Here is a 15410-nt window from a genome sequence, read left to right on the forward strand (position 1 = left end):
GATGAGTGAGATGACTCTCAATGCTGCAGAGCAACCAATCGATGAGTTGGTTGGCTGGGTAAAGCAGCACGATTTCTCGTTGAACCTGACCACTGAGCGACTGGCATTTTTGATTGCTATCGCTGTATTAAGTAATGAAAGGTTCGATGAAGAATTGGGTGAAGGTGAATTGCACGACGCATTTGCCATCGTCACTCGACTTTTTGATGAGACGGGAGAAGCTTCGGCTTTCCGTGCGAACAATGCCATTAACGAGATGGTTAAGCAGCGTCTTATGAGCCGTTTTGTCAGTGAGATTACTGACGGAGCGAGCATTTACCGCTTGTCGCCATTAGCGATAGGAATTACCGACTACTACGTGCGCCATCGTGAGTTCTCGAAACTGCGCCTTTCTATTCAGTTGTCTATGGTCGCTGATGAAATGGCGAAAGCGATTGAAGCGGCACAAAAAGGCGGCACTCCGGGCCACTGGAAGAAGAACGTGTACGGGATATTGAAATATTCTGTAGGCGAAATCTTCGATCAAATTGATCTCAACCAACGTGTGATGGATGAGCAGCAACAATCTGTGAAACAACAGATTGCTGACCTGCTTAACAAAGACTGGCGTGAAGCAATCAACAACTGTGAAGCGCTTCTGTCAGAAACATCAAGCACGTTGCGTGAACTTCAAGATACGCTGCAAGCTGCCAGTGATGAACTGCAAACTCAGATCCTAGACATTCAAGAGATTGTCTATGGTGACCCTGAGCTTGAGTTTATCGAAGAAGCCTTGTTTGGTCTTCAGATGAAACTGGACCGAATCACAAGCTGGGGTCAGCAAGCGATCGACCTTTGGATTGGCTACGACCGACACGTACACAAGTTCATCCGTACTGCAATTGATATGGATAAGAACCGTGCGTTTAGCTCGCGTCTGCGCCAGTCCGTTAAAGACTACTTTGATTCGCCTTGGTATCTGACTTATGCAGATGCGGAAAGGCTTTCTGACCTTCGTGATGAAGCCCTAGTACTGCGTGATGACGAGGTAACAGGTCAAGTTCCGATGGAAGTGGAATACGAAGAGTTTCAACAAGTCAATGATGAGTTGGCGGAGCGAATTGGTGACATGCTGAAAGCGCATAAAGACCAAGGCGCACCTATTGACTTGAGCGTGGTACTGCGAGATTACCTTGCACAGCACCCTCATACTCATCACTTTGATTTAGCTCGCATTGTCGTTGATCAGGCGGTACGTCTGGGTTATTCAGAATCCGACTACCAAGCTGTTCAGCCAGACTGGAAAGCAATCAACGAATTTGGGGCAAAGGTACAAGCGAATGTCATCGACCGATACTAATGAATACATGTCAGAGAATCTGGCAAAAGCAATTTCTAACCCTCTGTTCCCAGCGCTAGACAGCATGCTTCGAGCAGGGCGTCATGTTTCAAGTGAAGATCTGGACAACCACGCGTTGTTGTCGGATTTCGAACTTGAGCTTTCTTCTTTCTACCAGCGCTACAACACCGAATTGGTGAAAGCGCCAGAAGGTTTCTTCTACCTTCGTCCACGTTCAACGTCTTTGATTGGTCGTAGCGTTCTTTCTGAGCTGGACATGCTGGTGGGTAAGGTACTGTGTTTCCTTTACCTAAGCCCAGAACGTCTTGCGCACGAAGGTATCTTCACTAACCAAGAATTGTACGACGAGCTACTTGCTCTGGCTGATGAAAACAAGCTGATGAAGCTAGTGACGAACCGTGCGACTGGTTCTGACCTTGATAAAGAAAAGCTGTTTGAAAAAGTACGTACGTCACTCCGTCGCCTGCGTCGCCTAGGCATGATCATCAACATCGGTGAAACCGGTAAATTCAGCATCAGTGAAGCAGTATTCCGCTTTGGTGCCGATGTACGTATTGGCGATGACATGCGTGAAGCGCAGCTGCGTCTGATCCGTGATGGTGAAGCGGTAGTGCACACCAAAGAGCCAAGCCAAGGCAGCCTATTGTCTGAAGAAGATCAAGACGACCAAGCCCAAGAAGAAACAACAGAAGAGGGTGAAGCATGAGCATGATTGAACGCGGTAAATACCAATCGCTGACCATGGTCAACTGGAACGGCTTCTTTGCCCGTACGTTTGACATCGATGGTCTGGTAACCACGCTATCAGGTGGTAACGGTGCAGGTAAATCAACCACAATGGCGGCGTTCATCACCGCATTGATTCCTGACCAAACGCTACTGCACTTCCGTAACACCACAGAAGCAGGCAGCAGCCAATCGTCTCGCGACAAAGGTCTGTACGGTAAGTTACAGCCGGGCGCATGTTATGCGGCGCTAGATGTGGTGAACTCACGTAACCAACGCCTATTGTTTGCAGTAAAACTGCAGCAAGTAGCGGGTCGTGATAAGAAAGTAGACATCAAACCGTTTGTTATCCAAGGTCTTCCAAGCCATGTGAAACCAACGGATATCTTGGTTGAAAGCGTATCTGCGACTCAAGCTCGTGTACGTCAAATCAATGAAGTAAAAGAATCGATCGCAGAATTTGAAGGCGTTCAATTTAAAGCCTTCTCTTCTATCGTGGATTACCACTCGCAGATGTTCGAATTCGGTGTGATTCCGAAGAAACTGCGTAACTCTGGTGACCGTTCTAAATTCTACCGCCTGATCGAAGCATCGCTTTACGGTGGTATCTCAAGTGCAATCACGCGCTCGCTTCGTGACTACCTTCTGCCACAAAACGGCGGCGTGAAGAAAGCGTTCCAAGATATGGAATCAGCACTGCGTGAAAACCGCATGACGCTAGAAGCGATCAAAACCACGCAAGCAGACCGTGACTTATTCAAACACTTGATCACAGAGTCGACTAACTACGTGGCGGCGGACTACATGCGTCACGCGAACGATCGTCGTAACAAGTTGGATAAAACGCTGTCATTGCGTTCAGAGCTGTTCGGTTCTCGCGAAACTCTCGTTGAGCAAAACAGCCTGCTTAACCGTGTTCAAGAAGAGCTGGAACTGCTGATCGAGTCGGAATCTGCGCTAGAGCAAGATTACCAAGCGGCTTCGGATCACTTGCAACTGGTGCAAAACGCATTACGCCAGCAAGAGAAGATCGAACGCTACCAAGAAGATCTTGAAGAGCTGAGTGAGCGTCTTGAAGAACAGATGATGGTAGTGGAAGAAGCGCAAGAACGCGTGATGATGGTGGAAGAGCAAGCGACTGTTGCGGAAGAAGAGGTGGATAGCCTTAAGACGCAACTGGCGGACTACCAACAAGCACTCGACGTTCAACAAACTCGTGCCCTTCAATACCAACAAGCGGTTCAAGCGCTGGAAAAAGCGAAGCAACTACTTGGTGATGACAGCCTAACGGCAGAATCGGCACAAGCGCTTGTCTCTGAGCTTAAGAGCAAAGAATCAGAAAGCACCAACGCGTTGCTATCGGTTAAGCACAAACTGGACATGTCTTCTGCAGCAGCAGAGCAGTTCGAAACTGCGCTTAAACTAGTACAAAGCATCGTTGGTCAAGTTGAGCGTAAAGACGCGTCTGAACATGCGAAAACCGCAATTGCGAAAGCGCGTGAATCTCAACAAGTTGCGCAAAACGAACAGCAATGGCGTGCTCAGCACCGTGACCTTGAACGTAGCCTTAACCAGCAACGTCAAGCGCGCGAGCTAGTCAATGAATACCAGAAGCAGTTCCATGTTGAACTGACTGACGAAATCACGTTTGAACAAGAACGTGAGCGTCACGCGATGCAAATCGACTCGCTAGAAATGACGCAGGAAGACGTGCGTGAGCAACGCAGCGAACAGCGTCGTCTAGAGCAAGATGCAGCGGCGGAAATCAACAAGCTAGAAGCCATTGCTCCAACGTGGATTGCAGCGAACGATGCGCTAGAAAAACTGCGTGAGCAAAGTGGCGCTGAGCTAGAAGATAGCCAGTCAGTCATGAGCCAAATGCAAGTGGTGCTTGAGCAAGAGAAGACTCTTTCTCTGGCGAAAGACAAACTGGCAGAGCGTCGCAGCCAACTTGACACTGAGATTGAGCGTCTTGCTTCTCCTGGTGGTTCAAACGACCCTCGCCTGAAAGGTTTGGCTGATACACTGGGCGGCGTATTGCTGTCTGAGATCTACGATGACATCACAATTGATGACGCGCCTTACTTTAGTGCGATGTACGGTCCGGCTCGTCACGCTATCGTTGTTTCTGACCTATCTGGTATCGAAGAGAAACTGGTAGAGCTAGACGACTGTCCAGAAGACTTGTACATCATTGAAGGTGACATCGATGCCTTTGATGACAGCTCATTCGACGCGGAAGAGCTAGAAGGCGCGGTTTGCGTTCGCATGAACGATCGCCAAATGCGTTACTCTCGCTTGCCTGAAATCCCACTGTTTGGTCGCGCGGCACGTGAACAACGTTTAGAGTTACTGCGTAACGAACGTGAAGAAGTTGTTGAGAAGCACGCGAAAGCAGCATTCGATTCGCAAAAAATGCAGCGTCTGTATCAAGCTTTCAACCAGTTTGTGGCAAGCCACATTCAAGTAGCATTCGAAGCTGACCCAGAGCAAGCATTGGCAACCATCCGCGACAAGCGTAACCAAATTGCGCGCGTACTGGCTGATCTGGATGCAAAAGAGCAGCAGCAACGTTCTCAACTGCAAACCAGCAAGCAAGCATTGTCTTCTCTAGACAAGCTAGCACCAAACATGGCGCTGATTGAAGATGAGTCGCTGCAAGCACGCTTTGATGAGTTGGAAGAGAAAATCGCCCAGCTTTCAGAAGCAAAAGCTTTCCTAAATAACCACGCGAAAGCGGTGACAGAACTGGAAAAAGTCGCAGTTGCCCTAGATGCTGACCCAGAGCAATTCGATGCGCTAGAAGCAGAATACAAAGCGGCAGACGAACAGCTACAAGATCTTAAGAAGCAAATCTTTGCGCTCTCGGATCTCGTTGAACGTCGCCACTACTTCGCTTATTCAGATTCAGTAGACCTACTGAACAAGAGCAGTGAGCTGAGCGAACAGCTAAAAGCGAAATTGGTTCAAGCTGAACAAATGCGTACCCGCTCTCGTGAAGAGTTGAAGCAATCACAAGGTCAAATGAACCAATACAACCAAGTATTGGCTTCTCTGAAGAGTTCGCACCAAGCGAAGCTGGAAACGGTTCAAGAGTTCAAACAAGAACTTCAAGAGTTTGGCGTTAACGCGGATGAAGGTGCAGAAGAGCGTGCAATGCGTCGTCGTGACGAATTGCATGAGCGTCTGCACACGTCTCGTAGCCGTAAGAGCGAATACGAGCGCACAATCACCTCTACTGAACTAGAGATGAAAGGCTTGGCGAAACGTCTGAAGAAAGTTCAGAAAGAATACGTTGAGCTGCGTACCTTTGTTGTTGCAGCGAAAGCCGGTTGGTGTTCAGTACTTCGTTTGGCGCGTGAGAACGATGTTGAGCGTCGTCTACATAAGCGTGAACTGGCTTACATGTCAGCGGATGAACTGCGTTCAATGTCGGATAAATCATTGGGTGCACTGCGTCTAGCGGTTGCGAACAACGATGATCTTCGTGATGCGCTGCGTCTGTCAGAAGACAATGCACGTCCAGAGCGTAAAGTTCTGTTCTACATCGCTGTTTACCAACATCTTCGTGAGCGTATTCGTCAAGATATCATCCGTACTGATGATCCAGTGGAAGCAATCGAGGAGATGGAAGTAGAGCTAGCGCGTCTAACGGAAGAGCTAACGCAACGTGAAAACCGCCTAGCGATCAGCTCTGAGTCGGTAGCGAGCATTATCAAGAAGACGATTCAGCGTGAGCAAAACCGTATTCGTATGCTGAACCAAGGTTTGTCGAACATCTCGTTCGGTCAGGTGAAGGGCGTACGTCTAAACGTGAAGATCCGCGAAAGTCACGAAGTGCTACTTAACGGTCTAGCGACACAACAAGAGCAGCATAAAGATCTGTTTGAATCGACTCGCTTTACCTTCTCTGAAGCAATGGCGAAACTGTTCCAACGCGTGAACCCACATATCGATATGGGTCAACGTTCTCCTCAGGTTCTGGGTGAAGAGCTACTGGATTACCGTAACTACCTAGAGCTAAGTGTGGAGGTGAACCGTGGTTCTGACGGCTGGCTACAAGCTGAATCTGGCGCGCTATCTACGGGTGAGGCGATCGGTACTGGTCAGTCAATCCTACTGATGGTTGTTCAAAGCTGGGAAGAAGAATCACGCCGTTTGCGCAGTAAAGATATCGTGCCATGTCGTCTGTTGTTCCTTGATGAGGCAGCACGTCTGGATGCGAAATCTATCTCAACCCTGTTTGAACTGTGTGACCGTCTGGATATGCAACTTCTTATCGCGGCGCCAGAAAATATCAGCCCAGAGAAAGGTACGACCTACAAACTCGTGCGTAAGGTGTTTAAAGACCACGAGCATGTACACGTAGTTGGTCTGCGTGGTTTTGGTCAAAACGATAAACCTAAGACTGAAGCACAAGAGATGATTGAAGAGTTTGAGTCCTAAACTCCGAAGCTAAAAACGCCCGCAAGAAACGCGGGCGTTTTTGTATTTGTAAAACGAAATAAGCCGAGTCTGTAGGGCAACAGGCTCGGCTTTTTTGCAGGCGCTTAAATGTGAAAAGGTAAGTCCTATTCTTCTGAAAAGTCGTTTCCTTTTTCGATCATTTCAGCAAGCTCATCAAGTGCTTGGACAGAGATTTCCGACAAACGTTGTAGGTGTTGGTCAAAGTTCTCTTGTTCAACAAGCGGAGTATCATTGTTATTAGTTTCTTTTGTTAGCATCGCCCAACCTCTCGAGTTGAGTAAGGGGGAGAAAATATAAAATCAAAAATCGGCAGAAAAAAGAAACGATCGATGTGTATTTTGTTAGCTGGATCATCGATTGCAGTGATAAAAACGATGAATTACTTAGGAAGAGAGCGATAGTGCTCAAATATGAAAAGAAAGCTAGCAACCACGAGAATGGCTGCTAGCGATTAGATTAGAACTGAGATTTTACGCCAAATTGCTCTGCTGCGTACGCAACACGCTCTTTTGGTTTTGGATACTCAGCAGGAGTGCCAAGGTTCTCAATGTGTTTCAAGCGAGGTAGGAGACCTGCACCGTTTGCAATTTGGATTGCTAGGCCAGGGCGAGCGTTTAGCTCCAGAACCATTGGACCTTCTTCTTTATCCAATACCATGTCGGTGCCCATGTAACCTAGACCTGTCATTTCCCAAGCACTGGACGCAAGCTCTAACAAACGCTCCCAATGAGGCACTTGCAGTGTCGACAGGTCTTTACCCGTATCTGGGTGATGAGTCACTGGTTGGTCAAATTGCACCGCGCGAATGGCTTTACCAGTAGCAATGTCGATACCGACACCTACCGCGCCTTGGTGAAGGTTAGCCTTACCATCCGATGCTGCTGTAGAGCAACGCATCATCGCCATAACAGGGTAGCCCTTAAATACGATAATACGTACGTCTGGCACACCTTCGTAACTGAAGCCGTCGAAGCAGTCATCAAACTTAATTAAGTTCTCAACCACAGCTACATCGTTCTTACCACCAAGGGAGAAAAGACCCGCGAGTGCGTTACTGATGTGACGCTCAACTTCTTCTTTATTGCAGGTAGCGCCCGATGGCTTTGTATATACGCCATCTTTGTGCGAAGTGATAACCAAGATACCTTTACCACCACTGCCTTGAGCTGGCTTGATTACAAAACCGGGCCAGTTCTCAACCATCTTGTGAATCTTTTTCACTTCAGCTTGGCTGGCGATCACGCCAATAAGAGCAGGCACAGTCGCGCCTGCTGCTTCAGCGATAATTTTGGTTTTGAGCTTGTCATCCACCAAAGGGTATTTAGAACGATCATTGTAACGACCAATGTAACTGTGGTTACGCTTGTTCATCCCCATAATGCCTTTATGGCGGAGTTTTGCTGGCGAAGTAAAACGTTCAAACATCGTTTAGTCCTCCGCTAGTGGTTTAAAGCGACGTAGCTCAGTTAGACGGTAACCCGTGTATGTACCTAGTAGTAGAATACCTGCCAGTACAATGAGCTGTAGGCCGATAAAGTTAAACGTTAGGTGCTGGATGTAGGTGTTGGTCATCGCCAAGTAAACCAGTACCGCTGTCAGTAGTGAGCCACCACCTTGAAGGGCAACTTCTTTCGCGCCTTCTTCTTCCCATAGAATCGACATACGTTCGATCGTCCATGACAAGATGATCATTGGGAAGAAGGTAATGGTTAGACCCTCAGTCAGACCAATCTTGAATGCCACAACGGTAAACACAGAGATGATCATGATTACTGTGATGATAACCGCGGATATCCTTGCGACCAGAAGTAAGTTTAGCCTCGATAAGTAACTTCGGATGATCAGACCCGTACCGACAATCAGTAGGAAGCCGACGATACCTGTTACAAGTTGCGTTTGTACAAAGGCAACCGCAATAAGAACTGGCATGAAGGTACCGGATGTCTTAAGGCCGATGATAACGCGCAGGAACACAACAATAAGAGCACCAATTGGAATCAGCATGATGGTCTTAAACATCGCCTGCTCTTCAAGAGGTAGGCTGTGGATAGACAGGTTCAATAGACCGTCAGCTTCCACTTTGTTGTTGGTTGCTTCTTGCGGTGTGAGCTCCTGCTTGATCATAGAGAAGTGAACTTGGCTGTTTTTGCCGCCCACTAGGTCAAGTAGGGAAACATTCGATTCATCCCAAACAAGCAGGTTAGGCTGCGCTGCAGCTTGCTCAGAGTTTGGTGAGAAGAGTACCCACTTATCGCCAGACCAAACTTGAACCATAGGTTGAATCGTTTGACGGCGACGTCCATCTTCCAGCTCGATAACGCCAACGGTCTTACTCTGTACGCCAGCGGTAAGCAGAATTTTGTGCAGAGCGTCGGTACGATCAAAGTCATTTAGAATCAGTGCCGCGTTTTGGCTATCTGGATCGTTCAGTGTTTTGATCAGCTCACGAGCGAAAGTCTCGTTGTCTGCTGAACGGCTCATTGCACGCTCAATCAACGCATTTGCTGCCGCTTGTTGAGGTGCTGAAAGGGTTGGTTTGGCAATTTCACCGGTTGGTGGCTGTTCATCCACTTTTGCTTGTGGATCAACCAAGAATTGGGCTTTGTAGTAAATGGTTTGTGCGCCAGTTGCTTGGCGGATAGACCATTCAGCACGACGACCTGAATCAGAGTTTACGTAAGAAACACCATAACCAGGAGATGACGCCGACTCACCGATTAAGGTGTAGCCTTTTTGTGTATGAGGAGCAGCGAGAGAAGCTTTAACTTCACCGCCATTTGCATTGAACTCAATGCGGGCTTCAACATCCCAAACTTGACGCGTTTCACCTGGAGTCCATGGAACGCCGTAATTCTGATGTCTGAAAACACTCAAAGCGATGCCCGCAACCACCAAAAGGATGATTGACAGGTAAAACGGTATTCTTGACGTCATAATCTACCTTATTATTTTTTATCTTCTTCCGTTTGAATATATTTACGACTCACATCGACGAGTGCGATGTCGCGCATAAATTCTCTTCCTAGTAACACAGGATGGTTCATTTGAGAGCGATCTGCCAACGTAAATTGCGCTTTTTCATGAATTTTTCCAACGCGCACCCAAAGTTCAACTACAGCACGACGCTCTAGTTCTTCATTGGTTGCTTGACGGATTTTCACGTAGCGAATAATTGGTGCTTCAATCCAAATATCTTTCTCTTCATCTGACTTCGTATTATCAGCTAGGTGGAAACGCACCCAGTTTTTGCCATTTCTTTCGAATTCTTCGATATCAACAGCGTTCAGTGAAGATGTTGCCGCGCCGGTATCTACGCGAGCGTCGAACGTTTGTTTGATTGAATCGATCGTCACTCGCTCAATTGAGCCAAGGACAATGTCATGGGTAGGAGTTGCTTGAACGGGAGCTGGAGCTTGAACAATGATAGGTTCTTTAGGCTTTCTCACTTCGTCCATTGCTTCTTTACGGAAGGTATTGAGTTCGCCATTTAACTTATCCACTTGGTCTTCCAAACTTTCGATGTAATCCGACTGGTTACTAAGTTGAAGCTCTAAGTTGGTAACGCGAGTATTGAAATTCGTTTCTGAAGCCTGAATAGCAGCTAACGTTTCTTGGTGGTACTGTTCGCCTTTGGTCAAAGTACATCCAGATAGTAAGGCGATGGCAACAACCGGAGTCAATCGTATAAACATTGAAAACCTTGGGATTGGAGTAAGTTGTTTGTTTTTTAAGAGTTTAGCGTTATCGCCAAAGGCTCACAAGCAAGAATCTGCTTCAGACTCTTACAGAATGAGGAATAGTGACGAAAAGCCAAAAAATTAAGGACGCAAGACGCATCCTTAATTAGATTTGAAGAGAGGTTAATGTCTTAATGGAGGGAGTGAGTTAAGACAATGTCAGAAATCTCAGTTAATTATGGCTTGGTTGCGACAAGCACCGCACGGCGAGGTGCAGGGTAGCCTTCAACGGTTTTGCTTGGGTCGTTTGGATCTAGGTAATCCGGCAGTGAATTGTGCGTCATCCAGTCGGTCGTACGCTGCTCATCTACAGACGTCACGTTTTCATCTACGATACGCACATCTTTAAAGCCAACCAGTTCTAGCCATACTTTCAGTGCTTTCGCTGACGGGAAGAAGTACACGTTACGCATTTGCGCGTAGCGAGACGTCGGAACCAATACCGCGTTCTCATCGCCTTCGATAACGAGTGTTTCCAGAACAAGCTCGCCACCTGATACTAACTGGTCTTTTAGCTGCACCAAGTGATCTAGTGGAGAGCGACGGTGGTAAAGCACGCCCATACTAAATACAGTGTCGAACGCTTCTAACTTTGGTAGTTGTTCAATACCTAATGGAAGAAGGTGAGCACGTTGGTCATCGCCCATCAACTTACGAATCGCTTCGAACTGAATTAGGAACAGGTGAGAAGGGTCGATACCAACCGTTAGGCGTGCACCTTCACCCAGCATGCGCCACATGTGGTAGCCGTTGCCACAACCAACATCGAGCACGCTGCGGTTTTTTAGTGGTGAGATGTGCGGAAGAACGCGATCCCATTTCCAGTCACTGCGCCATTCAGTATCGATATGAATACCGTGCACTGTGTATGGACCTTTGCGCCATGGGTGGAATGTACGTAGTAGGCTTTCTAGCTTTTTCAGCTCACCTTCATGGAAAGGCGTATCGTTGCTGATGGTTACTGAGTTTTTGATGTCCACTTGGTTTGGTGCACCTTGTGGGATCTTGTTCAGCGCTTTTAGCCAGCGACCAAAGTCACCGTGCTCAGCGTTTTGCCAATCTGTTAACTGTTGAGGTAATACGTTTAGCCACGGCTGAAGACGAGTGTCTTGAGCGATTAACTGATAAAAATTAGCAAAATTAAACATAGTTTTTCACTGAGTTTATGGAGTCAGCAGACCCTAGGTAAAAGTTAAATGTGTCATTCCCTACAGTGAGGGATGAACGTGATAGGGAATCTCGGTTTTTATCGTTTTTGATAAGAGATCCCCAACTCGCTCGTTCCTCGCTCTTGAGGATGACGTCCTAATGAGAGCGAACTGTGTCGCGAAGCTTATTTAATCGCAAACATCGAGCCGAAGTTAAAGCACTGGAACCAAACGTCGTAGCTTGAGAAACCAATTTCTGCGAAACGCTCTTTATGATCTTTCTTTGAATCAGGGCGCATCACGTTTTCAATTGCGCTGCGCTTTTGGCTGATCTCAAGTTCGCTGTAGCCATTTGCACGTTTAAAGTCGTGGTGAAGATCAATCAACAACTCGTTAGATACTTCATCTTCAAATACGAATTTTTCAGACAGAATCAAAATGCCGCCTGGGCGCAGACCTGCGTAGATTTTCTCTAGTAGAGCATAGCGGTCTTCTGGAGAAAGGAATTGCAGCGTGAAGTTCAATACCACCACAGACGCGTTTTCGATTTCGATATTACGAATGTCCGCTTCGACTACATCAACTGGCGTATCACTGCGGTACGCGTTGACGTGAAGCTTACAGCGTTCAACCATCGCAGGAGAGTTGTCCACTGCAATGATTTGGCAACCTTCTTGTTTGATATGACGACGCATAGACAGCGTAGCAGCACCCAAAGAACAACCTAGGTCGTAGATGTTTGAGTGAGGCTTAACAAAACGCTCTGCCAACATACCAATTGCAGAAATGATGTTGCTGTAACCCGGCACCGATCGCTGAATCATGTCAGGGAAAACTTCCGCCACGCGTTCATCGAACGTGAAATCCCCAATTTTATCGATTGGAGCCGAAAAAATAGTATCTGGATTGCTCTTAGGGTTCATAACCAAATCTCTGCATACAAGCCGCCTGAAATGTCAGGCATCAAAAAAGGCGCGTATTTTATGGGAAATTCGCGCCTCTGTCATTTGCTTAATTATAAGCTTGTCTAAAACATTTGTATTTGCGAGTTGCCATCGTTGGCAGGAAATACAGACAAGTTTGGCAGTGAGAGCTTAAGTTGTAGCTGCTTATATAACTTTTCAGCCAGTTCTGGTGCTAAGACGTTATCTGGTGTGTGAATCATCAAGTACGGTTGAATGCCTTGTTCAATCCACATCGGCAGCTTCTTCAACCAAGGTTCGAAAAAGCGCAGGTTGTCGTCCATGTCTGGATGACCGATAAAACGAATCATCGGGTGTTTGGCGGTTGCGATTGCATGAACCGGAACGCGAGGCTTTTTCTGATGGGCATCGATCACTGCTTCTTTTATCGGCTGCGCGGCGAATACAGGGCGGCTGTCCATAATAATGCGGTCGATGCCGCTCTCTAACAGCCACTGATTCAACGCACGTTCTTCTTCACCTTTGGAGAAAAACGCCATGTGACGAACTTCCACCCCAAGCGGGAAATTCGGCGGAAAGCTGGCACAGAATTTCTTCAATCTATCGAGGTGTTCTGGACCAAATGCAGCGGGGAGCTGAATCGTCCATTGCCCAACACGCTCATGAAGTGGTTCCATGATGGTCATAAAGTCACGTAACTGTTCGTCGCAACCTCTGAGCATCTGCTCGTGAGTAATGGCTTTTGGCAACTTAAAGGTGAATTTGAAATCGTCGTGAGTCGCGGCTTTCCAGTTTTGCACCGTGTTGAGCGTCGGTGTGGCATAAAAGGTGGTGTTGCCTTCTACGGTATGGAACACCTGCGCGTACTTTTCGAGTCGCTCTGCTGGTTTGGTGCCACTGCCATAAAAGCTTTGTTGCCACTGGTTGTGCGACCACATGGTCAATCCAAGTCGAAGGGGTAAATTATCCATATCTCTGCTTTACGTTTTTTCCTGAGCCCACTTTACGAGAGTTTTGCTGAAATGGGTAATTTCACGCTATAATCCCCACCAATTTTTTCGCTTTGGTGCGCTTTTGAACATTTGTTGTACTAAAAACCACCAATGAATGATAAAACACACTTAATTGTATGTTGAGTAGTCGATTTTCATAGGCTTTCAGCGTATAAATGGATCTTTACTCTGCTCGGCAATGAGGCTGACAGAGCGTAGTTAACAATATTTGAGAGATTGGGAATTTCATTATGCGTACCCATTACTGTGGTCACCTGAACAAGTCCCTTGCAGGACAAACTGTAGAACTTTGCGGCTGGGTTAACCGTCGTCGTGATTTAGGCGGTCTTATTTTTATCGATATGCGAGATCGCGAAGGTATCGTTCAGGTAGTTGTTGATCCAGATATGGCAGATGCGTATGAAGTGGCTAACACACTTCGTAATGAATTCTGTATCAAGCTAACTGGTGAGGTTCGCGTTCGTCCAGAAAGCCAAGTAAACAAAGACATGGCAACAGGTGAAGTTGAGATCCTTGCTACAGGTCTTGAAATCATCAACCGCAGCGACGTTCTGCCTCTAGACTTCAACCAAAAGAACTCTGAAGAGCAACGTCTGAAGTACCGTTACCTAGATCTACGTCGTCCAGAAATGAGCGACCGCATCAAGCTACGAGCTAAAGCGTCTAGCTTTGTTCGTCGTTTCCTAGATGACAACGGCTTCCTAGATATCGAAACACCAGTACTAACAAAAGCGACACCAGAAGGCGCTCGTGACTACCTAGTACCTAGCCGTGTTCACAAAGGCAGCTTCTACGCGCTTCCTCAGTCTCCACAGCTATTCAAACAGCTTCTAATGATGTCTGGTTTTGACCGTTACTACCAAATCGTTAAGTGTTTCCGTGATGAAGACTTGCGTGCTGACCGTCAACCAGAATTCACTCAGATCGATATCGAAACGTCATTCATGACGGCTGATCAAGTTCGTGCAACGACTGAGAAAATGGTTCGTGAAATGTGGCAAGAGCTACTGAACGTTGATCTAGGTGAATTCCCAGTAATGCCGTTCAGCGAAGCGATTCGTCGTTTCGGTTCTGACAAGCCAGACCTACGTAACCCACTAGAGCTAGTAGATGTTGCTGACCTAGTAAAAGACGTTGAGTTCAAAGTATTCTCTGGTCCAGCAAACGACGAGAAAGGTCGCGTTGCAGTTATCAGTGTTCCAGGTGGTGCTGAGCTTACTCGTAAGCAAATCGACGGCTACGCAGAATTCGTAGGTATCTACGGTGCGAAAGGTCTAGCATGGATGAAGGTTAACGACCGTGCAGCAGGCATGGAAGGTATCCAATCTCCTGTAGCTAAATTCCTAAACGAAGACGTGATCAACGGCATTCTAGATCGCACTCAAGCGGAATCTGGCGACATCATCCTATTTGGCGCAGACAAAGCTAACATCGTTGCTGAAGCACTAGGTGCACTTCGTCTTAAACTTGGTAAAGACCTAGGTCTAACGAAAGAAGGCACTTGGGCTCCGCTATGGGTTGTTGACTTCCCAATGTTCGAAGAAGACGACGAAGGCAACCTACACGCAATGCACCACCCATTCACATCACCTCTAGGTGTGACTGCGGAAGAGCTAAAAGCGAACCCAGCAGTAGCGAACTCAAACGCATACGACATGGTTCTAAACGGCTACGAAGTAGGCGGTGGTTCTGTACGTATCCACAACGCAGAAATGCAAGCAGCGGTATTCGATATCCTAGGTATCGATGCAGAAGAGCAACAACTGAAATTCGGCTTCCTACTGGACGCGCTAAAATTCGGTACGCCTCCACACGCAGGTCTTGCATTCGGTCTAGACCGTCTCGTGATGCTGCTATGTGGTACAGAGAACATCCGTGATGTTATCGCGTTCCCTAAAACAACTGCGGCGGCGTGTCTACTAACAGACGCACCAAGCCTTGCAAACCCAGCGGCTCTAGAAGAGCTAGCGATTGCAGTAACAGTTGCGAAAGAAAAAGACGCAGAATAAGCGCACAACAATTAAAGAAAAAACTCCCGCACCTGCGGGAGTTTTTGT

11 protein-coding genes are annotated in these 15410 nt (G+C 47.3%); 4 read left to right on the forward strand and 7 right to left on the reverse strand.

Going from position 1 to position 15410, the window contains the following annotated elements; all coding sequences use genetic code 11:
- Nucleotide 1 precedes the first annotated feature (1 nt).
- The 3 genes from mukF to mukB are packed head-to-tail and all read left to right on the forward strand — an operon-like array spanning nucleotide 2 to nucleotide 6511.
- The gene (mukF, locus tag OH459_RS02440; protein WP_009698286.1) at nucleotides 2-1339 is read left to right on the forward strand and encodes a chromosome partition protein MukF; all 1338 of its coding nucleotides are present in this window, start codon (nucleotides 2-4) and stop codon (nucleotides 1337-1339) included.
- Nucleotides 1320-2045, forward strand: coding sequence for a chromosome partition protein MukE (gene mukE, locus OH459_RS02445; RefSeq protein ID WP_005450345.1), 726 nt, complete (start codon nucleotides 1320-1322; stop codon nucleotides 2043-2045). Before mukF ends, mukE begins: the two co-directional genes overlap by 20 nt.
- Before the next feature lie 2 nt (nucleotides 2046-2047).
- Entirely contained in the window at nucleotides 2048-6511 is a 4464-nt protein-coding gene (gene mukB, locus OH459_RS02450; protein ID WP_269985769.1) for a chromosome partition protein MukB, read from the forward strand.
- Nucleotides 6512-6636: 125 nt separating this feature from the next.
- Here mukB and OH459_RS02455 read toward each other — a convergent pair whose 3' ends face one another.
- The 7 genes from OH459_RS02455 to OH459_RS02485 form a co-directional block, all read right to left on the reverse strand.
- Entirely contained in the window at nucleotides 6637-6789 is a 153-nt protein-coding gene (locus OH459_RS02455; RefSeq protein WP_005450343.1) for a hypothetical protein, read from the reverse strand.
- A 199-nt stretch (nucleotides 6790-6988) separates the two neighbouring features.
- A complete protein-coding gene (locus OH459_RS02460) occupies nucleotides 6989-7957 on the reverse strand; it encodes an alpha-L-glutamate ligase-like protein (protein ID WP_005450342.1) in 969 nt (322 codons plus the stop codon).
- 3 nt (nucleotides 7958-7960) lie between these two features.
- On the reverse strand, nucleotides 7961-9466 hold the full coding sequence (locus OH459_RS02465) for an inactive transglutaminase family protein (protein ID WP_005450341.1): 1506 nt from the start codon (nucleotides 9464-9466) through the stop codon (nucleotides 7961-7963).
- Nucleotides 9467-9477: 11 nt separating this feature from the next.
- Entirely contained in the window at nucleotides 9478-10224 is a 747-nt protein-coding gene (locus tag OH459_RS02470) for an ATP-dependent zinc protease family protein (RefSeq protein WP_005450340.1), read from the reverse strand.
- A 221-nt stretch (nucleotides 10225-10445) separates the two neighbouring features.
- Nucleotides 10446-11417, reverse strand: coding sequence for a tRNA 5-methoxyuridine(34)/uridine 5-oxyacetic acid(34) synthase CmoB (gene cmoB / locus OH459_RS02475; RefSeq protein WP_005450339.1), 972 nt, complete (start codon nucleotides 11415-11417; stop codon nucleotides 10446-10448).
- 185 nt (nucleotides 11418-11602) lie between these two features.
- Entirely contained in the window at nucleotides 11603-12340 is a 738-nt protein-coding gene (cmoA, locus tag OH459_RS02480) for a carboxy-S-adenosyl-L-methionine synthase CmoA (protein WP_005426299.1), read from the reverse strand.
- Nucleotides 12341-12444: 104 nt separating this feature from the next.
- A complete protein-coding gene (locus OH459_RS02485; protein ID WP_269985270.1) occupies nucleotides 12445-13311 on the reverse strand; it encodes a DUF72 domain-containing protein in 867 nt (288 codons plus the stop codon).
- A gap of 272 nt (nucleotides 13312-13583) precedes the next feature.
- Here OH459_RS02485 and aspS point away from each other — a divergent pair, with 272 nt between their 5' ends.
- Nucleotides 13584-15362, forward strand: a complete 1779-nt coding sequence (aspS, locus tag OH459_RS02490) for an aspartate--tRNA ligase (protein WP_269985272.1) — start codon at nucleotides 13584-13586, stop codon at nucleotides 15360-15362.
- Nucleotides 15363-15410 lie beyond the last annotated feature (48 nt).

Source organism: Vibrio sp. MM46 (assembly GCF_027587135.1).
Lineage (GTDB): Bacteria > Pseudomonadota > Gammaproteobacteria > Enterobacterales > Vibrionaceae > Vibrio > Vibrio harveyi.

What these genes read in the sequence shown, in the direction of transcription:
- OH459_RS02465 (WP_005450341.1), bottom strand. Translation starts at nt 9,466, where the DNA reads ATGACGTCAAGAATACCGTTTTACCTGTCAATCATCCTTTTGGTGGTT.
- OH459_RS02470 (WP_005450340.1), bottom strand. Translation starts at nt 10,224, where the DNA reads ATGTTTATACGATTGACTCCGGTTGTTGCCATCGCCTTACTATCTGGA.
- mukF (WP_009698286.1), top strand. Translation starts at nt 2, where the DNA reads ATGAGTGAGATGACTCTCAATGCTGCAGAGCAACCAATCGATGAGTTG.
- cmoB (WP_005450339.1), bottom strand. Translation starts at nt 11,417, where the DNA reads ATGTTTAATTTTGCTAATTTTTATCAGTTAATCGCTCAAGACACTCGT.
- OH459_RS02485 (WP_269985270.1), bottom strand. Translation starts at nt 13,311, where the DNA reads ATGGATAATTTACCCCTTCGACTTGGATTGACCATGTGGTCGCACAAC.
- cmoA (WP_005426299.1), bottom strand. Translation starts at nt 12,340, where the DNA reads ATGAACCCTAAGAGCAATCCAGATACTATTTTTTCGGCTCCAATCGAT.
- aspS (WP_269985272.1), top strand. Translation starts at nt 13,584, where the DNA reads ATGCGTACCCATTACTGTGGTCACCTGAACAAGTCCCTTGCAGGACAA.
- OH459_RS02460 (WP_005450342.1), bottom strand. Translation starts at nt 7,957, where the DNA reads ATGTTTGAACGTTTTACTTCGCCAGCAAAACTCCGCCATAAAGGCATT.
- mukE (WP_005450345.1), top strand. Translation starts at nt 1,320, where the DNA reads ATGTCATCGACCGATACTAATGAATACATGTCAGAGAATCTGGCAAAA.
- OH459_RS02455 (WP_005450343.1), bottom strand. Translation starts at nt 6,789, where the DNA reads ATGCTAACAAAAGAAACTAATAACAATGATACTCCGCTTGTTGAACAA.
- mukB (WP_269985769.1), top strand. Translation starts at nt 2,048, where the DNA reads ATGATTGAACGCGGTAAATACCAATCGCTGACCATGGTCAACTGGAAC.